Source organism: Streptomyces sp. NPDC029044, from assembly GCF_040637495.1.
Taxonomy (GTDB): Bacteria; Actinomycetota; Actinomycetes; order Streptomycetales; family Streptomycetaceae; genus Streptomyces.
The window spans coordinates 84,747-107,918 of record NZ_JBEZWN010000007.1; the positions used below are offsets into that span (position 1 = coordinate 84,747).

A 23,172-nucleotide genomic window follows, 5' to 3' on the forward strand; every position below is an offset into this window, starting at 1 on the left:
CCCGCAACCACGGCACTGTTCAGCCGAATTTCCGGGGACTGTCAGGGGTCGAGGTCGTGTCCGGCCCGCTCCTCGAAGATCCGCATGGCCTTGGCGGTCACCGGGCCGGGCGCGCCGGGCAGCTCGCGTCCGTCGACGCGGTGCACGGCCTGCACGTCCCGCAGGGTGGACGTCAGGAAGACCTCGTCGGCCCGCTCCAGGACGTCGAGCGGCAGGTCGGTCTCCCGGGCGCCGGCCCATTCGGCCGCGAGGGCACGCGTGATGCCCGCGAGACAGCCGGAGGCGAGCGGCGGGGTGTGGATCTCGCCGTCGAGGACGACGAACACGTTGGACCCGGTGCCCTCGCACAGCTGGCCGACCGTGTTGCCGAACAGGGCCTCGGACGCACCCAGTTCGCGGGCCCGGGCGAGGGCGACGACGTTCTCGGCGTACGAAGTGGTCTTGAGGCCGGTGAGGGCGCCGCGCTCGTTGCGGGTCCAGGGGACCGTGATCACGGCGGTGGAGTCGGGGCGGCGGGTCGTCTCGCCGAGGGCGACGACGAGGGTCGGGCCGTGCTTGCCGCGGTCGGATCCGAGGGGGCCGTGGCCGCCGGTGTAGGTGATGCGGAGGCGGCCGAGCGGTGCGGGGTTGGCGTCCAGGACGGCGGCGCAGGCGCGGCGCACCTCGTCGTGGTCCGGGTCCGGCAGGCCGAGGCCGCGCGCGGAGCGGGTCAGACGGTCGAGGTGCCGGGTGAGCGCGAACGGCCGGCCGTGCACGGCCTTGACCGTCTCGAAGACGCCGTCGCCCACGGTCAGCCCGTGGTCGAAGACGGAGACGCGGGCGGACCCGGTGTCCTGCAACCCGCCGTCGAGCCAGATCTTCACGTCAGGTCCTCTCCACTCACCTCGTACGCTCCCGACGCTATCGCGAGCAGCCGGGCGGCCTTCAGCTCGGTCTCCCGCCACTCCCCCTCGGGATCGGAGCCCCAGGTGATGCCGGCGCCGGTGCCGAAGCGCAGCGCGCCGTCCGCCCGGTCGATCCAGAAGGTGCGGATGCCGACGGCCAGCTCTCCGGTTCCCCGGTCGGCGTCGACCCAGCCGATCCCGCCGCAGTACGGCCCCCGGGGTGCCGTCTCCAGCGCGTCGATGATCCGCAGGGCGCTGGACTTGGGCGCGCCCGTGACCGAGCCGGGCGGGAAGGCGGCGCCGAGCAGCTCGGCCCAGCCGGACCCGTCGGCCAGCTCACCGCGGACCGTCGAGACGAGGTGGACCAGCCCGGGGTGCTTCTCGACGGCGCACAGGTCGGGCACCGTCACACTGCCCGTGGCGCACACCCGTCCGATGTCGTTGCGGACCAGGTCCACGATCATCACGTTCTCGGCGAAGTCCTTCTCCAGCAGGTCCGCCTCGGTACGTCCGGTGCCCTTGATCGGCCCGGAGGTGACGACCCGGCCGTCGCGCCGCAGGAACAGTTCGGGGGAGGCCGTGGCGATCTCGACGCCGTGCCCGGGCAGGCGGATCGTTCCTGCATAGGGCGCCGGGTTGCCGCGGGCCAGCAGTGCCGTGAGGGCGTCCACGTCGGCGCCGGGGGTGACGGGCGCGGACAGCACCCGGCACAGGTTCGCCTGGTAGACCTCACCGGCCGCGATGTGGTCGCGGATCCGCCGGACGGCGGCCGTGTACGCGGCGCGGTCGAGCGAGGACGTCCAGTCACCGGCGGCCGGTCCCCGCCATGCGCCGGGCACGGGCGCCGGCACGTCCGCCGTCCGGACCTCCGCGAAGCGGGCGCAGGTCAGACGGCCCTCGAAGTCGGCACAGACGGCCCAGAAGCCGCTGGACTCCAGGGCCTCGGGATCGTCGGTGACGTCGAGGAGCCCGGTGGCGACGCGGTCGCCGAAGCGGGCGAGAGGAGGGAGGTCGAGCACGCAGTCGAGTCTATGGCGGGGGCCCCGCGGGTGACCGGGGGACGTCCTGTCGGGAAGTCCTGTGAGGTCCGTGAGCAGGGGAAGCGCAGCACGCTGCACAAACGCGTTTTTGTACTGGCCCGGGAATCCGCTAGAGTTCAACACGTCGCCGGGCCGCGAGGGCGGACCGAAACGACAGGCGGACGTAGCTCAGTTGGTAGAGCGCAACCTTGCCAAGGTTGAGGTCGCGAGTTCGAACCTCGTCGTCCGCTCGAAGGAAGAGGGGGCTTCCCGGTCCCCTACACTCCTGGTGGAGTGGCCGAGAGGCGAGGCAACGGCCTGCAAAGCCGTCTACACGGGTTCAAATCCCGTCTCCACCTCCAAGGACGATTAGCTCAGCGGGAGAGCGCTTCCCTGACACGGAAGAGGTCACTGGTTCAATCCCAGTATCGTCCACTGGATCCCTCAAGATCCCAACCCGCGCGATTAGCTCAGCGGGAGAGCGCTTCCCTGACACGGAAGAGGTCACTGGTTCAATCCCAGTATCGCGCACGCAGTGCCCATGATCCGCTGCACTCTGTGGTCATGGTCCCGAGGACGATTAGCTCAGCGGGAGAGCGCTTCCCTGACACGGAAGAGGTCACTGGTTCAATCCCAGTATCGTCCACACCACAAGGAGCCCCCGGCCGTTCGCGGCCGGGGGCTCCTGTGATGTCACGGCTCAGGACGAGAACAGCATGTGGCCGAAGCTCTTGTTGCGGTGGTGACCGTGGTGACCGTGGTGGCCGTGATGACCGTGGCCGCCGTGCGGAGCACCCCATGCGGGGGCCGGAGGGGCGGGGTAGGCCTGCGGGGCGGGCGGGGGCGGCGGGGCGGCCTGGGACCACTGGGCCTCCAGGCGGGTTAGCGACTCCAGCTCGCCGTAGTCGAGAAAGATCCCGCGGCACCCGCTGCACTGCTCGATCTGGACACCGTTGCGGTTGTACGTGTGCATCGGCGCACGGCACTTCGGACACTGCATGGTCTTCAACTCCTCGGCGGTCGGTCCTGCTTCACATCTCGCCAGGACAGACTCTGTCCCGCTGTGCTCGGTTGCACCCTACTTCGCGTGCTCCTGCACCGACTGGGGCGGGACGGTGGCCATCCGGTCACAGGCGTCCACGACCGACTGCTCCACCTCGTCCAGCGGGCGGCCGGCCGCGACCGCCTTGGCGACGGCCCGGGCCGCGGTCTGGGCGGTGAGGGCACGCGCGGGGACGTCGAGGGCGGGCCAGGGGTCGCCCTCCGCGGGGACGGCCGGACCGCCGGCTTGCCGGTAGGCGGTGAGGAACCGGGTCCATTCGCCGGGCGGGAGCAGACCGCAGGCGTACCAGGCGGCGGGCCGCGCGAGGTCCCAGGCGGGGACGCCGACGCCGAGGTCGTCCACGTCGATCAGCAGCCAGGGCCCGTCGGCGGCGGGGTGTCGTACGAGCTGGCCGAGGTGGAGGTCGCCGTGGCAGAGGGTGCCGGTGTGCGGCATCGGGGCCTCGGCCCGGGCCCAGGGCGGGAGGGTGGCCCAGGCGCGCAGGACCGGTGCGACCGCCGGGTGCGGGCCGGCCTCGCGGAGCCGGGCGACGGCCCGGGCCGCCTTGGCGGGGCCGCGCATGACGGGCAGGTCCTCCGGAGCCGGGCTGCGGTGGAGGCGGGCGAGAAGTGCGGCGGCGGCTTCCCAGGGTGCGGAGTCCGGGTCGTCGGGATCCACCGGGGTGCCGTACGGCCAGAACGTCACCAGGCGGCCGTGCAGGTCGACCGGGGTGGGATCCAGTGGGGGCAGAAGGATGCCGGGGCGGCGGGCGGCCAGGGTGAGGCGGCTCGTGAGCTCGGCGGTGGTCGCATCCAGGGGGTGAGCCTTCGCGACGGTGTCCGCATGGCGTACGACGGTGCCGTCCGGGCGGTCCGCGAGTGTGGCCGCGCCGCAGGGGCAGGCCGGTGTGCGGGCGTGGGCGGCGGCTCGGGCCCGGGCGGTGAGGCCGGCCAGCAGCGGACCGGGGGCGGAGTTCACCGGGTGAGAGTACGCGCAGACGGGACCCGGTGGAGGGGGACCGATCCGTTCCGGGTGCTCGGCGCCCGGACAAAAGCAATGCCGGCGCAGCTCCCCAGCTGCGCCGGCATTTTGTGCCGTCCGCCGCACCCCCGTCCCCACGGGGTTTCATGGTCGGGATGTCCCCGCCCGGACCGCTCTTCCGGGCCTGGGGTCGCCGCTCAGCGCCCCAGCATCTCGCCCACGGACGACGCCTGTGTGGCCACTGTCTCCCACCCGTCGAAGACGAGGAGGAGCAGGACCGCCAGGGGAAGGGCCATCAGGGTCGCCACCAGCGGGTGGCGACGGCCCTGGCGGCGGGGGCGGAACGCGGCGGCGTACACCTTGCGTCCCTCCTCGCGGAGCAGCGTCCGCGGAGCCGTCTGGGCCATGGCCCCTCTCCTGACCTGTGTCGGTTGTCGTTTGCAGCGGCGGGCGTCTGACCTCGGGGGACGAGTGCTGCACCCGCCGCTTGACCTCAAATCTAGGGGTCCGGGCCCCTCCCGGCGTCATGCCCTCGTACCGATTGCCGGGCCTCCCGGAGGATGAGCCGCCACCTGCGATGTACTCCCCTGGGTGGAGACGGGGACGCGGGTCTCAGGGTCTTCCCCGACGGGGCGACCTGATCACCCCGCCCCGTCCGAGCTCTCCTCCCGCGGAACCGGCTGCTCCACCAGGGCCAGCACCCGATTCGCCATGAAGCGGGCGGTACGTACGACCGTGCCGCTACGGGTGACTTCGCTCACTTCCACGACACCTCGGCGGACCGCCGTCTCCACCCTGCGGCCCGCCCTGCTCGCCACCACCTCGTACGTGCGCGTCGTGTCCCCCGCATCCACGACTATCTCCACGCGATCACCCTTCACAGGACCAATCCCCCTTCTGCGACGGGTGGTTGGGATCACTCACCACGCGAAGTCCGCCTCTTCGCGCCCTCCCTGACCACCTTTCAAGTCTCCCACCCACCACTGACAATCCATCACCCTGAGAGGGCGCGGCCTCTGCGCGCGGGCGGCCGTGGAAACGTAAGCTGTGGCTCGTCACAGGACCGGGCAGCGGGGATGAACATGGCGATGATGCGCCTGAGGCGCGAGGACCCGCGCGTCGTCGGCTCGTTCAAGCTTCACAGACGGCTCGGCGCGGGCGGGATGGGCGTGGTCTACCTGGGCTCCGACAAGAAGGGGCAGCGGGTCGCGCTCAAGGTCATCCGTCCCGACCTGGCGGAGGATCAGGAGTTCCGCTCGCGGTTCGCCCGTGAGGTGTCGGCGGCGCGGAGGATCCGCGGTGGCTGCACGGCCCGGCTGGTGGCCGCCGACCTCGACGCGGACCGCCCCTGGTTCGCCACCCAATACGTGCCCGGCCCCTCCCTGCACGACAAGGTCGCGGCCGAGGGCCCGCTCGGCGCGGCCGACGTCGCGGCCGTCGGTGCCGCCCTGTCGGAGGGCCTGGTCGCGGTGCACGAGGCCGGCGTGGTGCACCGGGACCTGAAGCCGTCCAACATCCTGCTGTCCCCCAAGGGGCCGCGGATCATCGACTTCGGCATCGCCTGGGCGACCGGCGCCTCGACGCTCACCCACGTCGGCACGGCGGTCGGCTCCCCGGGGTTCCTGGCGCCGGAGCAGGTGCGCGGGGCCGCCGTCACGCCGGCCACGGACGTGTTCTCGCTCGGTGCCACGCTCGCGTACTCCTCGATGGGCGACTCGCCCTTCGGGCACGGCAGTTCCGAGGTGATGCTGTACCGCGTGGTGCACGAGGAGCCGCAGCTGCACGGCGTGCCCGACGCGCTGGCCCCGCTCGTCCGGGCGTGCTTGGCGAAGGACCCCGAGGAGCGGCCCAGCACGCTCCAACTGTCGTTGCGGCTCAAGGAGATCGCGGCCCGGGAGTCCCAGGACCTCGCCGGTGTCCGGCCGCCCGCGCCCCGCGGTGCCGACACCGAGCGGCTCGCCGACACCTATCCCGAGCGCACCCGGCGTCCGCAGGGGCAGCAGAATGCCGGGGCGTCCGGGGCGCAGCGGGGCCGGGTCACTCCCCCGCCGCGGGGGTCGGCTCCCTCGCGGGACGGGCATCCGTCACCGGACGGCCCGGCCTCCCAGAGCGCGACCGGTGGGCGCGGCGGAGCCCGGCCGGGCGGGAGCGGGAACCGGTCGACGGGGGGCGGAAACCGCGGCAGGACTCCGGTGCGCGGCGCCGGCGGCCCGCGCGGCGGCACCCCGTCGCGGTCCGGGTCGCGGCCGACGCCCACCGGGCGCAACGGGACGCGATCGGGCAGCGGCAGCCGCCCCGCCCCGCACAGCGGCACCGGGCGTCCGGCGTCGCGCGGCACGGGCACCGGGCTGCGCCCCGCCAATCCCCGGTTGCTGCGGCAGCGGCTGTTCGTGTTCGTCGTCGTGACACTCCTCGTGGCGATCGGCATCGCCCTGGTGCAGGGGTGTCAGGGTCCGGCGCGGGGGCTCGGCGGCGACGGGGGCGGGCCACGGCAGGAGCGCGTCCAGAGTTACGACCACCCACGGGACTTCTAGCCGTGTGACGACGGCCCCGCCGGCGGGCGAGGCCGTCAGAGTTCCGGCAGGATCCGCTCGAAGAACTCCCGGTCGCCGGCGAAGACCGGGTCCAGGGCCAGGAACTGCTGCGGGGTGACCCACCGGGTCTCGGCGACCTCGTGCGGGTCGGGGACCACCTCGCCCGAGTCGGCGCGGGCGGTCCACCAGTGGAGCCGGAAGCGGTGGTCGTCGGTCTCCGACTCCCAGACCTTCGCCTCCGGTACGACGGTGAGCCCGACCTCCTCGCGGACCTCCCGGACGACCGCCTGCTCCTGGGTCTCGCCCGGCTCGACCTTGCCGCTGAGCGGCTGCCAGTAGCCGGGGCGGGCGACCCCGGGGCCGCGCCGGATCGCGAGCAGGCGCTCACCGCGCAGGAGTACGGCCACGACGGCCTCGCGCTGCTCCACCTGCCGCCCCTAGGGCCGGCCGGTGGCCACGGCGTAGAAGGCGACCGCTGCCGCCGCGCCGACGTTGAGGGAGTCGACGCCGTGGGACATGGGGATGCGGACCCATTCGTCGGCGGCGACCAGGGCCTGGGTGGACAGGCCGTCGCCCTCCGCGCCGAGCATCAGGGCGACGCGGTCCATGGTGTGCGGGGCGGCCTCGTCGAGGGGCCGGGCCTTCTCGTCGGGGGTGAGGGCGAGGAGGGTGAAGCCCGCCTCGCGGACCGACTCCAGGCCCTTGGGCCAGGTGTCCAGGCGGGCGTAGGGGACGGAGAAGACCGCGCCCATGGAGACCTTCACGCTGCGGCGGTAGAGGGGGTCGGCGCAGTCCGGGGAGAGCAGGACGGCGTCCATGCCGAGGGCGGCGGCCGAGCGGAAGATGGCGCCGATGTTGGTGTGGTCGTTGACCGACTCCATGATGACGACCCGGCGGGTGGTCCGCAGGAGGTCGGCGGCGGTGGGCAGGGGCTTGCGCTGCATGGAGGCGAGCGCGCCGCGGTGCACGTGGTAGCCGGTGACCTGCTCGGCCAGCTCCGGGCTGACGGCGTAGACCGGGGCGGGGAGTTCGTCGATGACGTCGCGCATGACGTCGACCCACTTGGCGGAGAGCAGCATGGACCGCATCTCGTAGCCGGCTTCCTTGGCCCTTCTGATGACCTTCTCGCCCTCGGCGATGAACAGGCCCTCGGCGGGTTCGCGCTTGCGGCGCAGCTCCACGTCGGTCAGGCCGGTGTAGTCGCGCAGACGCGGGTCGTCGGGATCCTCGACGGTGATGAGATCGGCCACAGGGTGATACTGCCTTGTCCTGGGTGCGGTGCCAACGGCTCGGTACGGGTTGTGTTACCCGGGGTTACTTTCGGGGCGCGGGGGCCTCGGGGCCAACCGTCACGACCTCGCCGATGACGATGACCGCCGGGGGCTTCACGTCCGCGGTCCGCACGGTCTCGGCGACCGTCGCCAGCGTGGCGTCGACGCGGCGCTGGCCGGCCGTCGTGCCTTCCTGGACCAGGGCCACGGGTGCGTCCGGGGACTTGCCGTGGGCGATGAGCGTCTCGGCGACCTTGCCGATCGTGCTGACGCCCATGAGGATCACCAGCGTGCCGGTCAGCTTGGCGAGGGACGGCCAGTCGACCAGGGAACGCTCGTCGTCGGGGGCGATGTGGCCGCTGACCACGGTGAACTCGTGGGCGACGCCCCGGTGGGTCACCGGGATGCCGGCGGCGCCGGGGACCGAGATGGAGCTGGAGATCCCGGGCACGACCGTGCACGGGATGCCGGCCTCGGCCAGGGCCTGGACCTCCTCCATGCCGCGCCCGTAGACGAAGGGGTCCCCGCCCTTCAGCCGGACGACCGACTTGCCCTTGCGGGCGTGCTCGATCAGGGCGTCGTTGATGGCCTCCTGGGCCATGAACCTGCCGAAGGGCAGCTTGGCCGCGTCGATCACCTCGACGCCCGGGGACAGCTCGGCGAGCAGGTCGCGCGGGCCGAGGTGGTCGGTGATGACCACATCGGCCTCGGCGAGCAGACGGCGGCCGCGCACGGTGATCAGGTCCGGGTCGCCGGGACCGCCGCCGACCAGGGCGACGCCCGGGGTGCGGGTGCGGTGGTGCGGGGCGACGAGCGTGCCGTCGCGCAGGCCCTCGACGACCGCGTCGCGGATGGCGGCGGTGTGGCGGGGGTCGCGTCCCTTGGCGTCGGTGGTGAGGACGGCGACCGTGACACCTTCGCTGTGACCGGTGGCCGGGGTCCAGGCGGTGGCCTGGTCGGCGTCGTCGGAGCGGACGCACCAGACGCGGTGGCGATCGGCTTCGGCGGAGGCGGCGGTGTTGGCGTCGGGGTCGCTGGTGGCGATGAGGGCGTACCAGGCGTCCGCGAGGTCGCCCTCCGCGTACGGGCGCCGGTGCCAGGTGATCTCGCCGGCGTCCGCCATGGCCTCGACCGAGGGGGTGGCCTCGGGGGACACCAGGAGGACGTCCGCGCCCGCCGCGATCAATGCCGGCAGGCGGCGCTGGGCGACCTGGCCGCCGCCGAGGACGACCACGCGACGGCCGGTGAGGCGGAGGCCTACGGGGTAGGCGGGGTGTTCGGCCATGAGGTGCGGCTCCTGTTGCGGCGGTGTTCGATGCCCTGACGTGCGGATTTTAATGGGCAGGGGGGAGGGCGGCGCGGGTGGTCCAGTGGCTGGGCACCCCGACCGTCTGCCGGGGCGTGGGCCGTGGGCGGGCGTTCCGTCGTACAGGAACGGCCGCCCACGGCAGCACGTCGGCTGCGGAACCTACTTCTCGGTCACTCCCGCCGAATCGAACGTCGCCACCTCGTGCATCGCCCGGGCCGTGCTCTGGACCAGCGGGAGGGCGAGCAGGGCGCCGGTGCCCTCACCGAGCCGGAGGTCGAGATCGACCAGGGGACGCAGGCCCAGCTTGTTGAGGGCGGCGACGTGGCCCGGCTCGGCGCTGCGGTGGCCCGCGATGCACGCGGCCAGGACCTCGGGGGCGATCGCGCGGGCGACCAGGGCGGCGGCTCCGGCGCTGACTCCGTCCAGGATCACCGGCGTCCGCAGGGAGGCGCCGCCGAGGAGAAGGCCGACGATGGCGGCGTGCTCGAAACCGCCGATCGCGGCGAGCACACCGATCGGGTCGGCCGGGTCCGGCTGGTGGAGCTCCAGGGCGCGGCGCACGACCTCGGTCTTGCGGGCGAGGGTCTCGTCGTTGATGCCCGTGCCCCGGCCCGTCACCTCGGCCGGGTCAGCGCCCGTGAAGACGGAGATCAGGGCGGCGGACGCGGTGGTGTTCGCGATGCCCATCTCACCGGTCAGCAGCGCCTTGTTGCCGGCGGCGACCAGGTCGCGGGCGGTCTCGATGCCGACCTCGATGGCCTGCCTGGCCTCCTCTCGGGTCATCGAGGGGCCGGTCGTCATGTCGGACGTGCCGGCCCGGATCTTGCGGGGCAGCAGGCCCGGGGTGGCCGGCAGGTCGGCGGCGACGCCCACGTCCACGATGCAGACCTCGGCACCGACCTGGGTGGCGAAGGCGTTGCAGACGGCCCCGCCGCCGAGGAAGTTGGCCACCATCTGAGCCGTGACCTCCTGCGGCCAGGGGGTCACGCCCTGGGCGTGCACGCCGTGGTCGCCCGCGAAGATCGCGACGGCAGCGGGCTCCGGGATGGGCGGCGGGCACTGGCGGGACAGGCCCGACAGCTGCGCGGAGATGATCTCCAGCATGCCCAGCGCACCGGCCGGCTTGGTCATACGCTTCTGGCGCTCCCACGCCTCGCCGAGCGCCTTGGCGTCCAGCGGGCGGATCTGCGCGACGGTCTCGGCGAGCAGGTCGTGGGGTTCCTCTCCGGGCAGGGCACGGCGGCCGTATGTCTCTTCGTGCACGACCCAGGACAGCGGGCGGCGCTTGGACCAGCCGGCCTGCAACAGCTCGGGCTCGTCCGGGAACTCGTCGACGTAGCCGACGCACAGATAGGCGATGATCTCCAGGTGCTCGGGCAGGCCGAGGGCGCGGACCATCTCGCGCTCGTCGAAGAAGCTGACCCAGCCGACGCCGAGTCCCTCGGCGCGGGCGGCGAGCCACAGGTTCTCCACGGCCAGGGCAGCGGAGTACGGGGCCATCTGGGGCTGGGTGTGGCGCCCGAGGGTGTGCCGGCCGCCACGGGTCGGGTCCGCGGTGACCACGATGTTCACCGGCGTGTCGAGGATAGCCTCGATCTTCAGTTCCTTGAACTGCTTCGCCCGGCCCTTGGGGAGGGACTTCGCATAGGCGTCGCGCTGGCGCATGGCCAGCTCGTGCATCGCGCGCCGGGTGTCGGCGGAGCGGATGACGACGAAGTCCCAGGGCTGCGAGTGGCCGACGGAGGGCGCGTGGTGGGCGGCCTCCAGGACACGGAGCAGCACCTCGTGCGGGATGGGGTCACTGCGGAAGCCGTTGCGGATGTCGCGGCGTTCGCGCATGACCTTCAGGACGGCCTCGCGCTCGGCGGGGTCGTAGCCGGGGGCCGCGGGGCCGGTGGACTGTCGGGCTTCTGCCACTGCGGCCGCACTCTCTTCTCGGCGTTCCTGGTCGGCGATGTCTTCCTGTTCGGCGGCCCGCGTCTCCAGGTCGTCGGCGTTCTGGGCGAGTTCGGCGTCGCCGTCGCGGGGAGCCGGGACGGTGGCCGCGGGTGCGGGGGGCTCCGGCGTCTCGGGGGCCGCCTGCTGGGACCGCTGCGGTCCCTGCACGGGGTGCCCGGCCTGTCCGGCCTGCCCCGCTTGCTCCACCGCGGCCGGGGCGGGGAGTACGACGGTGATGTCCTCGCTGGGCGCCGGGCCGCCGGGGGTGCCGCCCTGAGGGGCGGAGGCGGGCTCGACGGCCTCGGCGACGGGGGTGGCTGCGACCGGTTCGGGGGCCTGCTCCTGGGCCGGCGCTTCGGGGACGGGGGCGGGCACGGGGGCCTCGGGGGCCGGAGGTGCCTCGGGAGCCGAGGGTGCTTGAGTGGGTGCGGCGGCCTCGGCGGGCGCCGGTTCCGGGGAGGGCTGAGCCGGGGTGGTGGCCTCCGGGGCGGTCTCCGGGGTGACCGAGTCGGGAGCGGCGGCGGCGTCCGCGGCTGCCGGCGCGGCAGTCTGGGCTACCGGGTCCGTGGCCTCAGCCGGGGCTGGGGCCTGAGCGGTGACGGTCTCTGAAGCCGGGGCAAGGTCGGGGGTGGCGACGGGCTCGGCCGCCGGTTCCGGGTCAGGGGCGGCGGCAGGTTCGGCGGGGGCGGCAGCAGGTTCGGCGGGGGCGGCGGCAGGTTCGGCGGGGGCGGCGGCAGGTTCGGCGGGTGGAACGGACGCGGGCGCTTCTTGGCCGACCACCTCGGCAGGTGGGGCCGCCGGTTCCTGGGCTACCGGGTCGACGGGCGGGGCGGCCGGTTCCTGGGCTACCGGGTCGACGGGCGGGGCGGCCGGCTCCTGGGCCACCGGCTCCACAGGCGGAGCGGGCGTTTCCTGGGCGACCTGCTCGGTGGCCGGGGCGGCCGGCTCCTGGGCCATCGGCTCGGTGGCCGGGGCGGCAGTGGCCTGGCCGGGGGCTTCCGGACCAGGAGTGGTGGCTTGCGGAGCCGTCGCCCCGGGCTCCTGCGCGACCGCGACCGGCGTGGCGTCAGTTGCCGCAGGGGGCTGAGGGGCAGCCTCCGCAGCGGTGACCTGCGGCTCCGCCGCGATGGCCCCGGGGGCGGGGGTGTCCGGGTCCGGTGCGGCGGCCTCGGGGGCAACGGCCGCTGCCGGCACCTGCGCGACGGCTTCCGGGGCCGCTGCGTCGGGCGCATCGGCGGCGGCGTCCGGTGCCTGTGCGGGGGCCTCCCCACCTCCGGCCTCGGGCGAAGTGCCGACGGCGGACTCCGGGGCGGCGGCCGCCTCGGGGAACGGGATCGTTTCCGGGGCCTGACCGGCCTCCGGAGCGGGTGCGGGTGTGGAGGCCTGCTCGGCGACCGCCGCCGGGGCCTGTGCGGTGGCGGCGTCCGGCGCGGGAAGCTCCGGGGAAACACCAGCGGGTGCACCGCCCTGCGCAGCGCCGCTCATGGCGGGCCCGGGTTCCGGGGCCGACCCCACGACAGCTGCCGGGGTGGCCACGGTCCCGGCCTGGGCGGCGGCCACACTGTCGCCCGCCGCGTCCAGGCCCGGAGCCGCGGGGTCTGCCGCCTGTACGGGCATGACCGGCTCCGCGGCGGCCACTTGGGCTTCGTCAGGACCGACGCCCGCACCCGCGGGGCCGGTCTCGGCCGTCCGACCGCCCTCGGCCTCGGCCTCGGCCTCGGCCGCTCGGTCCTCGGCCGGGCCGACGGGGTCGGCGGCGGGGGCCTGTGCGGCCTCGGCCGGTGCCGGTGCCGGTGCCGGTGCCGGAGGTGTCGTGTGGCTGGTCTGCGTCATCACGCTCGTCGCGACCGCCGGGGCCGGGCCCGCCGGTTCCGCGGTCGGCACCGCTGCCGGAACAACCGTTTCCGCAGGCGCCGCCCCGGCGCTCACCGGGGCCGGGGCCGTGGCCGGTACGCCCCAGGGGGCGGCGGGCTGGGTGGGCGCCTCGGGAGCGCGGGGGCCGTCGAGGTACTCGGGGCCCGCTGCGGCCGGCGCCGGCTGGCGCACGGGCGCGTCGGCGGGGCCGCGGTCGGCGAGGGAGCGGACCGGGCTGGCGGAGCTGTCGGGCAGGGGCGGGCCGAGGTGCAGGGGCCGGCGCGGGGTGATGGGCGGGATCGGCGGCGGGTCGGGCAGACGGACGCCGCCGAGGTCGACCGAGCCGCTGTCGCGGCCGGAGATCTCGTGCGGACCCGGCTGGTGCACGGTCTCCATGACCGGCTCCGGCGCGGGCGGAGGGACCTCGTTGCCCCAGGCGCCCTGGGCACCCGGCAACAGCAGCAGGTCTTCGTCCTCGGTCTCGGCGGTGGTCTCGGAGAGGTAGGTGTACGCACCGGGCGCGGGGGCGCCCGGCTGCTCCACCATGCCTGCACTCTCCGGCAGTCCCTCGCCCGGGACCTGGCCGGTGTCGGTCATGCGTACCCCTCGCCCATCGGTTAGTGCTCCTACGACCTGCTCGCCCGGAACGGCGCACCGACCGCCCCGCAGTGAAGAACGAGCGTGCGTCCCCAGCGGCACGAACGGTCCGCCCCGAAAAGGCGACAAAGCCATTCACTGGCATTGTTGCGGCCGTACCACCCTCACGGCAGCTTGATCCGCGACGGTTCCGCTGTGGACTGCGCCACGTTGCGCGCCCTCCGGTTCTGCCGTACCACACACACCCCAAAACGGGCGCGTTTTCCGGACATTGGCCGACGAAGCGCCGGGCGTCCTTGTGCGGTGCAGCGATCGGCCAGCCTACCGCGCGCAGTACGACAAGCCGATCACGGGGACAGCGGCGGGATCAGGCGCTGCGTCGCGGGAGTACGCCGCTGAGCAGGAACGCGACGCTCCGTTCCTTCTCCGTCCAGGCCCTGGTGTCGAGTTCGACGGACTGGAGCAGGGCGCACTCGACGGCGTAGCCGTGCTCGGTGAGGTCGCGGCCGATGAGTTCGGCGGCGTCGCGGGTGGCGGCGTGCGTGACGATGCGCTGCGGGCGCCGGTCGGCGACCGCCGAGACGACGGCCGCTCCCCCGCCGCCGACGCGGACGACATCGGGTTCGGGGAGGTTCTCCAGGATGTGCGGTGCGATGCCGTGCACGATCTGGAGCTGGACGCCGAGGCGGCGGGCGGCGACGTCGGTGCGGGCGCAGGCGGCCCGGTCGCTGTCGACGGCGAGCACGGCGGCGCCGGCCCGGGCGGCCTCGACGGCGAAGGCGCCGCTGCCGCAGCCGATGTCCCAGACGAGGTCGCCGACGCGGGGGCCGAGGTGGGCGAGTTGGGAGGCGCGCAGCACCTGGGTCTCGCCCTCACCGAGGTCGCCGTAGGCGTCGGCGGGCAGGGTCCACCCGCGTGGTCCGGCGGACGGGTCGCGGCCGGAGATCCAGCCGCCGGCCTCGCCCGCCGGGTCCGGCCGGGCCGGGCCGCCCAGGACGATGACGACATTGGGGTCGCGCCACGTGTGGTCGGCGGCCTTGTCGGAGGTGACGACGGTGACGCGCTCGCGCGTGGTGCCGAGTTCCTCACAGATGACGAAGGAACGGTGGACTCCTTCGAGGAGCAGACCGAGTTCGGCGGGGCCCGCGCCGGGTGAGGTGAGGACCGCGACCTTGGTGTGGGCGCGGCATACGTTCACGGCGCGTCGCAGCGTGCGGGGGTGTGCGACGACCACCTGTGCGTCGTCCCAGGGCATACCGGCGCGGGCGAAGGCGGCGGCGACGGAGGAGACGGCGGGGACGACTTCCACCTCAAGGCCGAACTCGGGGGCGCGCAGGGTGCGTACGACACCGAAGAAGCCGGGGTCGCCGTCGGCGAGCACGACGGCGGTGCCGCGGTGGCCGGCGATGCGGCGGGCGGCGAGGGCGACGCTGCCGAGGCGGATGCGCTCGGCGCCGGCGGGTATCTCGGGGAGCGCCAGGTGGTGGGCGGCACCGGCCACGAGCGTGGCGGCACCCAGGGCGGCGCTCGCCGCGGCGGTCAGCGGCGAACCGTCCCAGCCGATCACCGTGACCCGGTCGGCCATCGTCGTCAGTCTCCAGGGGTTTTCGCAGGTCGTCTGCGTGGCGTTGTGGGGAGCAGCCCGCGGGCGGGCTCCGTGAGGGTACCCGGTGGAGGTGTCGGGGGGAGCCCCGGCGGCGTCGTCGCCGTCGTCCTGCGGGTGGTTCCGGTCAGTTCCAGTCGCCGAAGGAGGTGAAGCCGTCCCGCAGCTGCTCGCCGACGCCTTCCAGGTCCTCGGGGAGCAGGCTCCAGACGATGAAGTCGGTGCGTACGTCGGTCCAGGTGCCGTCCTCGGCACGGGCCCGGGCTATACAGGCGTTGCGCAGCACGCCCTCGCTGATACAGCCGATCTTCTGCGCGACCTGCTGGGAGGCGGTGTTGTCGGCCGCCGTGCGCAGTTCGATGCGTTCGAACTTCTGGTCCGTGAACAGCCACTGGGCGGTGACGAGGGCCGCCTCGGAGGCGTAGCCCTCGCCGCGCGCCCAGGGGGCGATGATGTACGACAGTTCGGTGGAGCGTACGTGCCAGTTGGTCTTGGTGAGCTGGATGACGCCGACCAGGCGCTGGGTGAGGAACTCGGTGACGGCGAAGTCGATTCCGCGTCCCCCGGTGCGCTCGGCGGGGGCGTACTCGGTGATCCAGGTGCGGGCGCCGTCCTCCGTGAAGGGCTGGGGGACGGAGGTCCAGGCCGCCACCTGTTCGTCGTTCATCATCGCGGCCAGGGAGGCGACGTCGTCTTCGTCAAGGGGACGCAGCACCAACCGCTCCGTGCTGATGGAGATGTTGGGGAAGGTGCTCGTCATGCGCCGCTCCGTAACCTTCGGTGAACCTTCAGGGCATGCTGAACTGCCCAGCATGCAGCATGAAAGCACTGATCCGCACCACGGGACCCTCCCCACCGGGTGGGGGAAGGGCCCCGTGCGCGCGGGTGCCGGGCGTGGGCTCAGAAGGAGGCGAGCACGGAGCCGGCGTACTTGTCCTGGATGAACTTCTTGACCTCGGGCGAGGTGAGGAGCTTCGCGAGCTTCTTCACGCGCGGGTCGTCCTCCTGGCCCTTCTTCACGGCGAGGAAGTTGCCGTAGGGGTTGTTCTTCGGGGACTCCAGCACGAGGGCGTCCTCGGAGGGCTTGAGGTCGGACTCGATGGCGTAGTTGCCGTTGACCACGGCGGCGTCCACGTCGTCGAGGGAGCGCGGGGTCTGAGCCGCCTCCAGCTCCTTGAACTTCAGGTTCTTGGGGTTCTTGGTGATGTCGGAGGGGGTCGCCTCGTTGCCGACGCCCGCCTTGAGGGTGATGAGCCCGTCGGCCGCGAGGAGCTTGAGGGCGCGGGCCTCGTTGACCGTGTCGTTGGGGATGGCGACGGTCGCACCGCTCTTCAGCTCGTCGGCCTTCTTGACCTTGTGGGAGTAGAGGCCGAGCGGCTCCAGGTGGACCGTGACGACGGGCACGATGTCGGTGCCGTTCTTCTTGTTGAAGTCGTCGAGGTACGGCTTGTTCTGGAAGTAGTTGGCGCCGACGGAGCCGTCCTGCGTCGCCGTGTTCGGCGTGACGTAGTCGGTGAACTCCTTGACCTGGAGGTCCAGGCCCTCCTTCTCGGCGAGGTTGTCCTTCACGTAGTTCAGGATCTCGGCGTGCGGGACGGGGCTGGCGGCGACGATCAGGGGTCCGTCCGTGCCGGAGCTGCCCGCCCCGCATGCGCTGAGCCCGAGGGTGAGGGCTCCGGCGGCGAGAACGGCGGTGGTGATCTTGGCGGTGTTACGCACGAAAAGTGCCTTTCCTTATGACCTTGCGGGTGGTGCGACCCCGTGGTGGGTGTACGGGGAGGTTCAGGAGGCGGCTTTGAGGAGCCGCAGTTTGGGGGCGGGGCCGGAGTGGGCGCCGCGGCGGTGCAGGGAGCGGGCCGCGTAGTCGCCGGCGAACTGGATGACCGAGATGACGACGGCGAGGATCGCGACGGTGATCCACATCAGCTGGGTCTCGAAGCGCTGGTAGCCATACCGGATGGCGATGTCTCCGAGGCCGCCGGCACCGACGGTGCCGGCCATGGCGGAGTAGCCGATGAGGGCGACGATCGTGGTGGTGGTGCTGGAGATCAGCGACGGCAGGGACTCGGGGACGAGGACCTTGCGGACGATGGTCCAGGTGTTGCCGCCCATGGACTGCACGGCCTCGACGAGCCCGTGATCCACTTCGCGGACGGCCGTCTCGACCAGGCGCGCGAAGAACGGGATGGCGCCGACGGCGAGCGGCACGATGGCGGCCTCGACGCCGATGGTCGTCCCGGTGATCGAGCGGGTGAAGCCCATCAGCGCGACCATCAGGATGATGAACGGCAGGGAGCGGGCGATGTTCACGACCTGCCCGATGACCTTGTTGGCGGCGAGGTTCTGCACGAGGCCGCCGCGGTCGGTGAGGACGAGCAGGATGCCGAGCGGCAGTCCGCCGACGACGGCGATGAGCGTGGACCAGCCGACCATGTAGAGCGTGTCCCAACACGCCTGCTCCAGCAGGGGCTGCATCTCGGACCAGGTCACTTGGCACCTTCCTTCACCAGTACGGACTCGTGGCCCGGGAGGTCGATCTGCAGGCCCTTCTCCCGCAGGAAGCCGATCGGCACGACGTTGTCCTCGTAGCGGCCGGGCAGTTCGATGCGCATCCGGCCGACCTGGAGGCCGCCGACGGTGTCGATGGCGGCGCCGAGGATCGATATGTCGATGTTGTAGGTGCGGGCCAGCTGCGAGATGACGGGCTGGGTGGCGCTCTCGCCCTGGAAGGTGACGTCGACGACGGTGCGGTCCTCACCGGAGGCCTCGCCGTCGAGCGGGAAGAGCGCCGAGGCGAGTTCCGAGCCGGGGGTCGCGAGGAGCTCGCTGACCGTGCCGGACTCGACGATGCGCCCGTTCTCCATGAGGGCGGCCGAGTCGCAGACCGACTTCACGACGTCCATCTCGTGGGTGATGAGCAGGACGGTCAGGCCGAGCTGCCGGTTGAGGTCGCGCAGCAGCGCCAGGATCGAGCGGGTGGTCTCCGGGTCGAGGGCGCTGGTGGCCTCGTCGGACAGCAGCACCTTCGGGTCGCCGGCGAGGGCGCGGGCGATGCCGACACGCTGCTTCTGACCGCCGGAGAGCTGCGCGGGGTAGGACTTCGCCTTGTCGGCGAGGCCCACCAGGTCGAGCAGCTCCAGCGCCTTGCGGGAGCGTTCCTTCCCGCTCTTGCCGAGGATCTCCAGGGGCAGTTCGACGTTGTCCTGGACGGTCCGGGAGGACAGCAGGTTGAAGTGCTGGAAGACCATGCCGATGCGGCTGCGCGCCTGCCGCAGTTCCCTTCCGGCGCGCGGGCCGCGGCCGGCCAGGGCGGTGAGGTCCTGCCCGGCGACGGTCACGGTGCCGGAGGTGGGGCGTTCCAGCAGGTTGACGCAGCGGATGAGCGAGGACTTGCCGGCGCCGGACTGGCCGATGACGCCGTACACCTCGCCTTCGCGGACGTGCAGGTCGACGCCGTCCAGGGCGGTGACCTCGCGGCCGCGTGCACGGTAGACCTTGGTCAGGCCCGAGGTGGTGATCACTGGGATTCCGTCACTGTCGAGTGCGCGGGCGTGGGTGTGCCCGGGCACAGGTGCATTCGGTCAGGGACGCGACACGGTTCTCGCTGGGGAGTGGAACCGGGGAGAACATGTGCGCGGGGCGGCTTCGGGTCACGCAGCGCTCAGGGCGCGCGGACGGGCCGTGTCTCGCTTCGGGGCGCGAGCTCAGGGGGTGGTGCGGGGGCCCTCTAGAAGGCGCACATTCGACACATACAACGAGCACCGGGCGTCATGGTCGCCTCGGTCGCGGGGATGCGGTCGCTCGTCGTGGTCATGTCGTCAGTAAAACATGCGTACGGTCCTGACCGGCCCTCCGCTGTCCGGATGCTGGACAGCGGTGGACAGGGCCGCGATCGGTCAGCCGCGCAGGGAGATCTCCACGCCCTGCTCGGTGACCAGTGCGGACAGGGCCGACAGGTTGTCGACGACCAGATCGGCGTCCAGTTCGTGGGCCTGGTGGGTTGTGGTCAACGCCACGGTGGTCATGCCGGCGGCGCGGCCGGACGCCAGACCCGCGGGGGCGTCCTCGAAGACGACGCAGCGCGCCGGGTCGACACCGAGGGCGCGGGCGGCGAGGAGGTAGGGCTCGGGGTCGGGCTTGCCGCGGGTGATGTCGTCGGCGGCGACCAGGGTCTTGGGCAGGATGCCGACCGCGTCGAGCCGGGCCTCGGCCAGGCGCCGGGTGGCGGAGGTGACGACGGCCCAGCGGTCGCCGGGCAGGGAGCCGAGGAAGTCACGGGTGCCGGGCAGCAGGTGCACACCGCCGTTCGGCACGTCGTCGACCTCCAGGTCCTCGATGCGGGCGACGGCCTGCGGGACGATCTCGGCGGGCAGCAGGTCGGCGGCTATCTCGGCGGCCGGCCGTCCGTGCAGCTCGACCCGGGCGAACTCCTCGGCCGTGATCCCGTACTCCGTGGCCCACCGGGTCCAGCAGCGGTCCACCGAGGCGAGGGAGGAGACGAGGGTTCCGTCGTTGTCGAACAGCAGGGCCTGTGCGTGGATCGTCATGCCCTCGACCCTACGGCGCAGGCCAGGGCCGCAGGCATCGGGCCTTTTCGGCCGTAATAAGGTCGCAGCATGCTTGATGTCCTGACGCTGGTGACCGGCGTCGCCGCGCTGCTGCTCGCCGCCTGGTGCGGCTGGGCCGCCTACCGTGACCAGCCGACGAAGGACTGGCACTTCATCGGGATGGCCGTGGTCACGCTGCTGTCGCTGATCCAGCTGGTGGCCGGGATCGTGCTGCTCGCGCAGGGCGAGAAGCCGGAGCAGGGCACGACGATCTTCGTGGCGTATCTGCTGGGGGCGTTCGCGTGCGTCCCGGCGGCCGGCTTCATGTCGCTGGCCGAGCGGACGCGGTGGGGTTCGGTGACGGTGGCCGCCGGCGGCGTGGTGCTGGCGGTGCTGGAGGTGCGTCTCTATGACATCTGGGGAGGCTGAGGTGAGCCGGCGCCGGCTGATCAGCGGTCCGGGCACGCTGCTGGTGTGGCTGTACGGCGTGATGGTCGTGGGAGCGGTGTCGCGGTCCGCTTATCAGATCGCAACGGAGTTCGACCGGGCGCCGCTGGCGTATTCGCTGTCGGCGGTGGCGGGCGTCGTGTACGGGTTCATCACGTACTCGCTGGTGCGGGGTGGGGAGACGGCGCGGAGGGCTGCGCTGGCGTGCTGTGTCGCCGAGTTGGTGGGTGTGCTGACGGTGGGGACGTGGACGTTGATCGAGCCGTCGGCGTTTCCGGATGCGACCGTGTGGTCGGACTTCGGGATGGGCTACCTCTTCATTCCGGTGATCTTGCCGGTGTCCGCCATCTACTGGCTGCGGGCTTCCCGTGCGCACGACGGGGATGCCGCCTGAGGTTCATCAGGCGGCCGCGGGCCGTCCGTGGCTCGTCGCGCCCACGCGGCGGAGCCGCATATGGGCGCAGCCCCGCGCCACTAAAGAAGGCCGGTCATCACGCCGTCGCCGCGTACGTGCTCGCCGGCTTCTCCAGGACGATCATCGGTACGCCGTCGGAGCCCTGCGACGTGCCCACCGTCTCGTAGCCGACCTTGCGGTAGAGGCGGAGGTTGCCCTCGCTGCGGTGGCCGGTGTGGAGGCGGAAGCGGGTGGCGCCGTGCTGGCCGGCGAGGGCCGATTCGGCTGCCCGGAGCAGGCGGGCGCCGATGCCGTGCCCCTGGAGGCGGGGGTGGACGCAGAGCTTGCCGATGCCGGCGGCGCCGTCCTCGGTGACCGAGCCGCGGACCGAGCCGACGACCTCCTCGCCGAGCCGGGCCACGAAGACGCAGTCGCGGGTGACCTCCTCGCGGACCGAGTCGAGGGTTTGGACGAGCGGGTCGATGCGGTAGTTCCCGTACAGCGCCGCCTCCGTCTGGAAGCACAGGTACTGCAGTCTGAAGATCTGCTCCGCGTCCTGCTCGGTCGCCGCAGAGATGGTCACGCTCATGCCCATGTGCGCACGCCTCCCGCTCATCTGATCACCGGTCGTTCCCCACTCCTATCCCCGTCCTCAGTGGGCCGCAACCTCCGGCGTGAGCAATCTTCGGAGACATCCCAGGCATCTGGAACGTTCCGGGCCAAGGCTCCCCTGTGAGATACCCAACTCCCCTGCGATTTCCCGGTATGTCAGGTCCTCCCGCGAGAGCAGGGCCTCCATCAGCCGGGGGCAGCGGCCCGGGAGGCGGCGCACGGCCTCGCGCAGGGCCCGGCCGCGGGCCGCCGCGAGGGCGAGCTGTTCGGGATCGCGGTCCGGGTCGTCGACCGGTTCACCTGCGTACGGCCGTTCGAGACGGCTCGTACGGCGGGTGCGGCGCACCTCGGAGCGGACGGCGCGGCGGAGCCACCGCTGCGGGTCGAGCGGCGGGCCCTCGGCGTCGAGGCGCTCCAGCAGGCGGAGCCAGACCGCCTGCTCCAGGTCGCCCGGCTCGGTTCCGGCGGAATATGCCTCCGCGGAGGCTTCGGCGGTGAGCAACGGGCGCAGGGCGGTGACCAGGTCGTGCGTCATATGCGGAGCGACGCGGCCGCCCGGGCGGCGGGTTGCCCGGGCGGCCGAAGCTCACTCGACCGGGGGGTGTGGGCTCAGGCGTTGACGGGCTCAGCCGTTGAAGTCCTCGCGGGCCAGCAGCCCCGTGTCGGGCTGGTCGGTGAAGACGCCGTCGATGCCGGTCGCGAAGTACGCCTTGTACGCGCCGAAGACGTCACCGTAGGCGTCCGCGTCCGTGCCCTTGCGGAAGTCGGCGGGCAGGAAGGGGTTCTCGTTGCGCATCGTGTACGGGTGCAGGATCAGGCCGACCTTGTGCGCATCGGAGACCAGCGTCGTGGGCCGGGTGAGCCTGCCCTGGGCGTCACGCGGGATGACCAGGTCCAGGGTCGGGCCGATGCCGCGCGCGTAGGAGGCGATCTCCCTGAGGCCGGCCGGCTTGACCAGGTCGGCGACCGTGCGCGGGTCACCGGACTCGACGAAGTCCCACGGGCGGGAGTTCGCCGAGGACAGCAGGACGACCAGTGGGTTGTCGACGAGCTTGTGCAGGCGCTGGACGCTGGTCGGTTCGAAGGACTGGAGGATGACCGGGGAGGTGCGCCGGTCCTTGCGGTACTTGCGCAGCAGCTTGGCGACACGCTCCTCCAGCGGGAGGCCCTGCTTGCGGAAGTAGGTGGGGTGCTTGAGCTCGGGGTAGATCCAGACCTGCCTGCCGCGCTTGCGGGTCTGCTCGTCCTGCCATCTGAGGACCTCTTCGAAGGTGGGGATCTCCCAGCGGCCGTCGTAGAGCGTGTTGTGCGGGCGGTTGGCCGGGATGCGCTCGACCGCGCGCAGGGTCTTCAGCTCGGCGAGCGTGAAGTCCTCGGTGAACCAGCCGGTGGTGGAGACGCCGTCGAGCAGCTTGGTCTTCTTGCGGCCGGCGAACTCGGGGTGGTCGGCGACGTCGGTGGTGCCGCCGATCTCCGGCTCGTGACGGCAGACCAGGTGTCCGTCCTTCGTCGGGACCAGGTCGCCCGCCTCGACGACGTCGGCGCCCAGGTCGAGGGCCAGCTGGTACGAACCGAAGGTGTGCTCCGGGCGGTAGCCGCTGGCGCCGCGGTGGCCGATGATCGTCGGCTTGGGCAGGCTTCCCGGTCCGCCGCCGTGCCGGGCGGCGTCGGCCCGCGCGATGCCGGCCGTGCCGAGGACCGCTCCCCCGGCGCCGAGGACCGCCGCGCCGAGCAGGGCCCGCCGTCCGGTTCCGCCCGCTCCGGTACCGCTCGTTTCTTCGTTCGACTCCTGTGTTCCCATGAGCGCCCTCCCTGCCGTTCGGCTCGTCACTGCGGGCCGATCGTAGGGGCGCGTACATGACCGGTGGGAGACCTCCGGCCGAACACGCCGGTGACGTCGGATGTCGTAGTGGCTGGTGAGGAGAACGAATTGACGGTCCGTCGTGTCTGTTCGATTCGGTCCGGCGGTTCTGGGAACGCGTGCGATGTGCTCCGGGGCGATGTGTGTCACATCATGTCGGCCGCGTTTCGTCCTACCGGCGGCGCGCCACCGCAGGTAAACACGCGTCAACAATGCGTAAGGCCTCGGTGAAGTCGCCGTGCCCGATGTGCGCGATGCCCGGGGCCGCGAGTATCGTCC

Annotated in this window: 22 protein-coding genes and 5 tRNA genes; 8 read left to right on the forward strand and 19 right to left on the reverse strand. The window is 72.6% G+C overall.

Features of this window, described 5'->3' with window-relative positions; genetic code table 11:
* Positions 1–41 precede the first annotated feature (41 nt).
* Both AB0E85_RS09095 and AB0E85_RS09100 read right to left on the reverse strand, forming a co-directional pair.
* Entirely contained in the window at positions 42–863 is an 822-nt protein-coding gene (locus AB0E85_RS09095; protein WP_361924198.1) for an aminodeoxychorismate lyase, read from the reverse strand.
* Entirely contained in the window at positions 860–1,903 is a 1,044-nt protein-coding gene (locus tag AB0E85_RS09100) for a chorismate-binding protein (protein WP_361924200.1), read from the reverse strand. The genes AB0E85_RS09095 and AB0E85_RS09100 overlap by 4 nt, the downstream gene beginning before the upstream one ends.
* Positions 1,904–2,081: 178 nt before the next feature.
* On the opposite strand from AB0E85_RS09100, the gene AB0E85_RS09105 reads away from it, so the two are divergent.
* The 5 genes from AB0E85_RS09105 (at position 2,082) to AB0E85_RS09125 (ending at position 2,549) form a co-directional block, all read left to right on the forward strand.
* Positions 2,082–2,154, forward strand: a tRNA-Gly gene (locus AB0E85_RS09105).
* 37 nt (positions 2,155–2,191) lie between these two features.
* Positions 2,192–2,265 (forward strand) — tRNA-Cys (locus AB0E85_RS09110).
* Between the two features lies 1 nt (position 2,266).
* A tRNA-Val gene (locus tag AB0E85_RS09115) sits at positions 2,267–2,338 on the forward strand.
* Between the two features lie 24 nt (positions 2,339–2,362).
* Positions 2,363–2,434 (forward strand) — tRNA-Val (locus AB0E85_RS09120).
* 43 nt (positions 2,435–2,477) lie between these two features.
* Positions 2,478–2,549, forward strand: a tRNA-Val gene (locus AB0E85_RS09125).
* A gap of 54 nt (positions 2,550–2,603) precedes the next feature.
* On the opposite strand, the gene AB0E85_RS09130 is transcribed toward AB0E85_RS09125, so the two are convergent.
* The 4 genes from AB0E85_RS09130 to AB0E85_RS09145 form a co-directional block, all read right to left on the reverse strand.
* Positions 2,604–2,903 carry a zf-TFIIB domain-containing protein gene (locus AB0E85_RS09130; RefSeq protein ID WP_361924202.1) on the reverse strand — a complete coding sequence of 100 codons (300 nt, stop codon included), beginning with the start codon at positions 2,901–2,903 and terminating at the stop codon, positions 2,604–2,606.
* Positions 2,904–2,981: 78 nt separating this feature from the next.
* The gene (locus AB0E85_RS09135; RefSeq protein ID WP_361924204.1) at positions 2,982–3,923 is read right to left on the reverse strand and encodes an aminoglycoside phosphotransferase family protein; all 942 of its coding nucleotides are present in this window, start codon (positions 3,921–3,923) and stop codon (positions 2,982–2,984) included.
* Between the two features lie 200 nt (positions 3,924–4,123).
* Positions 4,124–4,333 carry a hypothetical protein gene (locus tag AB0E85_RS09140; protein WP_033309611.1) on the reverse strand — a complete coding sequence of 70 codons (210 nt, stop codon included), beginning with the start codon at positions 4,331–4,333 and terminating at the stop codon, positions 4,124–4,126.
* Positions 4,334–4,567: 234 nt separating this feature from the next.
* A complete protein-coding gene (locus tag AB0E85_RS09145; RefSeq protein WP_361924206.1) occupies positions 4,568–4,807 on the reverse strand; it encodes a hypothetical protein in 240 nt (79 codons plus the stop codon).
* A 195-nt stretch (positions 4,808–5,002) separates the two neighbouring features.
* Here AB0E85_RS09145 and AB0E85_RS09150 point away from each other — a divergent pair, with 195 nt between their 5' ends.
* On the forward strand, positions 5,003–6,460 hold the full coding sequence (locus AB0E85_RS09150) for a protein kinase (RefSeq protein ID WP_361924208.1): 1,458 nt from the start codon (positions 5,003–5,005) through the stop codon (positions 6,458–6,460).
* Positions 6,461–6,495: 35 nt separating this feature from the next.
* Here AB0E85_RS09150 and AB0E85_RS09155 read toward each other — a convergent pair whose 3' ends face one another.
* From AB0E85_RS09155 to AB0E85_RS09200, 10 genes are all read right to left on the reverse strand, one after another.
* Complete coding sequence (locus tag AB0E85_RS09155; RefSeq protein WP_361924210.1) at positions 6,496–6,888, reverse strand: NUDIX domain-containing protein; 393 nt, start codon at positions 6,886–6,888, stop codon at positions 6,496–6,498.
* 9 nt (positions 6,889–6,897) lie between these two features.
* On the reverse strand, positions 6,898–7,710 hold the full coding sequence (locus AB0E85_RS09160) for an RNA methyltransferase (protein WP_361924212.1): 813 nt from the start codon (positions 7,708–7,710) through the stop codon (positions 6,898–6,900).
* Between the two features lie 64 nt (positions 7,711–7,774).
* The gene (cobA, locus tag AB0E85_RS09165) at positions 7,775–9,016 is read right to left on the reverse strand and encodes a uroporphyrinogen-III C-methyltransferase (RefSeq protein ID WP_361924214.1); all 1,242 of its coding nucleotides are present in this window, start codon (positions 9,014–9,016) and stop codon (positions 7,775–7,777) included.
* A gap of 183 nt (positions 9,017–9,199) precedes the next feature.
* The gene (gene cobT / locus AB0E85_RS09170; protein ID WP_361924216.1) at positions 9,200–13,429 is read right to left on the reverse strand and encodes a nicotinate-nucleotide--dimethylbenzimidazole phosphoribosyltransferase; all 4,230 of its coding nucleotides are present in this window, start codon (positions 13,427–13,429) and stop codon (positions 9,200–9,202) included.
* A 367-nt stretch (positions 13,430–13,796) separates the two neighbouring features.
* Positions 13,797–15,014, reverse strand: a complete 1,218-nt coding sequence (gene cbiE, locus AB0E85_RS09175; protein WP_361924218.1) for a precorrin-6y C5,15-methyltransferase (decarboxylating) subunit CbiE — start codon at positions 15,012–15,014, stop codon at positions 13,797–13,799.
* Between the two features lie 145 nt (positions 15,015–15,159).
* The gene (locus tag AB0E85_RS09180; RefSeq protein ID WP_361924220.1) at positions 15,160–15,792 is read right to left on the reverse strand and encodes a GNAT family N-acetyltransferase; all 633 of its coding nucleotides are present in this window, start codon (positions 15,790–15,792) and stop codon (positions 15,160–15,162) included.
* A 140-nt stretch (positions 15,793–15,932) separates the two neighbouring features.
* On the reverse strand, positions 15,933–16,751 hold the full coding sequence (locus tag AB0E85_RS09185) for a MetQ/NlpA family ABC transporter substrate-binding protein (RefSeq protein ID WP_361924222.1): 819 nt from the start codon (positions 16,749–16,751) through the stop codon (positions 15,933–15,935).
* Between the two features lie 63 nt (positions 16,752–16,814).
* Entirely contained in the window at positions 16,815–17,522 is a 708-nt protein-coding gene (locus tag AB0E85_RS09190; RefSeq protein WP_361924224.1) for a methionine ABC transporter permease, read from the reverse strand.
* On the reverse strand, positions 17,519–18,553 hold the full coding sequence (locus AB0E85_RS09195; protein ID WP_361924226.1) for an ATP-binding cassette domain-containing protein: 1,035 nt from the start codon (positions 18,551–18,553) through the stop codon (positions 17,519–17,521). The genes AB0E85_RS09190 and AB0E85_RS09195 overlap by 4 nt, the downstream gene beginning before the upstream one ends.
* A 375-nt stretch (positions 18,554–18,928) precedes the next feature.
* The gene (locus tag AB0E85_RS09200; RefSeq protein WP_361924228.1) at positions 18,929–19,579 is read right to left on the reverse strand and encodes an HAD family hydrolase; all 651 of its coding nucleotides are present in this window, start codon (positions 19,577–19,579) and stop codon (positions 18,929–18,931) included.
* 69 nt (positions 19,580–19,648) lie between these two features.
* Here AB0E85_RS09200 and AB0E85_RS09205 point away from each other — a divergent pair, with 69 nt between their 5' ends.
* Together AB0E85_RS09205 and AB0E85_RS09210 are read left to right on the forward strand one after the other, a co-directional pair.
* Positions 19,649–20,008 carry a hypothetical protein gene (locus AB0E85_RS09205; protein ID WP_184561721.1) on the forward strand — a complete coding sequence of 120 codons (360 nt, stop codon included), beginning with the start codon at positions 19,649–19,651 and terminating at the stop codon, positions 20,006–20,008.
* Positions 19,989–20,420, forward strand: a complete 432-nt coding sequence (locus AB0E85_RS09210) for a hypothetical protein (RefSeq protein WP_361924230.1) — start codon at positions 19,989–19,991, stop codon at positions 20,418–20,420. Before AB0E85_RS09205 ends, AB0E85_RS09210 begins: the two co-directional genes overlap by 20 nt.
* 97 nt (positions 20,421–20,517) lie before the next feature.
* Here AB0E85_RS09210 and AB0E85_RS09215 read toward each other — a convergent pair whose 3' ends face one another.
* The 3 genes from AB0E85_RS09215 to AB0E85_RS09225 all read right to left on the reverse strand — a co-directional run bounded on the left by AB0E85_RS09215 (position 20,518) and on the right by AB0E85_RS09225 (position 22,833).
* Complete coding sequence (locus tag AB0E85_RS09215) at positions 20,518–21,015, reverse strand: GNAT family N-acetyltransferase (RefSeq protein WP_361924232.1); 498 nt, start codon at positions 21,013–21,015, stop codon at positions 20,518–20,520.
* 57 nt (positions 21,016–21,072) lie between these two features.
* Positions 21,073–21,567: a sigma-70 family RNA polymerase sigma factor gene (locus AB0E85_RS09220; protein ID WP_361924234.1), complete on the reverse strand. Its 495-nt coding sequence runs from the start codon at positions 21,565–21,567 to the stop codon at positions 21,073–21,075.
* Positions 21,568–21,657: 90 nt separating this feature from the next.
* Positions 21,658–22,833 (reverse strand): glycerophosphodiester phosphodiesterase, encoded by a 1,176-nt coding sequence (locus AB0E85_RS09225; RefSeq protein ID WP_361924236.1) that lies wholly within the window; start codon positions 22,831–22,833, stop codon positions 21,658–21,660.
* Positions 22,834–23,172 lie beyond the last annotated feature (339 nt).

Coding starts and splice junctions, on each gene's coding strand:
- AB0E85_RS09130 (WP_361924202.1), bottom strand. CDS start 2,903: ATGCAGTGTCCGAAGTGCCGTGCGCCGATGCACACGTACAACCGCAAC.
- AB0E85_RS09140 (WP_033309611.1), bottom strand. CDS start 4,333: ATGGCCCAGACGGCTCCGCGGACGCTGCTCCGCGAGGAGGGACGCAAG.
- AB0E85_RS09150 (WP_361924208.1), top strand. CDS start 5,003: ATGAACATGGCGATGATGCGCCTGAGGCGCGAGGACCCGCGCGTCGTC.
- cobA (WP_361924214.1), bottom strand. CDS start 9,016: ATGGCCGAACACCCCGCCTACCCCGTAGGCCTCCGCCTCACCGGCCGT.
- cobT (WP_361924216.1), bottom strand. CDS start 13,429: ATGACCGACACCGGCCAGGTCCCGGGCGAGGGACTGCCGGAGAGTGCA.
- cbiE (WP_361924218.1), bottom strand. CDS start 15,014: ATGGCCGACCGGGTCACGGTGATCGGCTGGGACGGTTCGCCGCTGACC.
- AB0E85_RS09180 (WP_361924220.1), bottom strand. CDS start 15,792: ATGACGAGCACCTTCCCCAACATCTCCATCAGCACGGAGCGGTTGGTG.
- AB0E85_RS09200 (WP_361924228.1), bottom strand. CDS start 19,579: ATGACGATCCACGCACAGGCCCTGCTGTTCGACAACGACGGAACCCTC.
- AB0E85_RS09205 (WP_184561721.1), top strand. CDS start 19,649: ATGCTTGATGTCCTGACGCTGGTGACCGGCGTCGCCGCGCTGCTGCTC.
- AB0E85_RS09210 (WP_361924230.1), top strand. CDS start 19,989: ATGACATCTGGGGAGGCTGAGGTGAGCCGGCGCCGGCTGATCAGCGGT.
- AB0E85_RS09215 (WP_361924232.1), bottom strand. CDS start 21,015: ATGGGCATGAGCGTGACCATCTCTGCGGCGACCGAGCAGGACGCGGAG.
- AB0E85_RS09220 (WP_361924234.1), bottom strand. CDS start 21,567: ATGACGCACGACCTGGTCACCGCCCTGCGCCCGTTGCTCACCGCCGAA.
- AB0E85_RS09225 (WP_361924236.1), bottom strand. CDS start 22,833: ATGGGAACACAGGAGTCGAACGAAGAAACGAGCGGTACCGGAGCGGGC.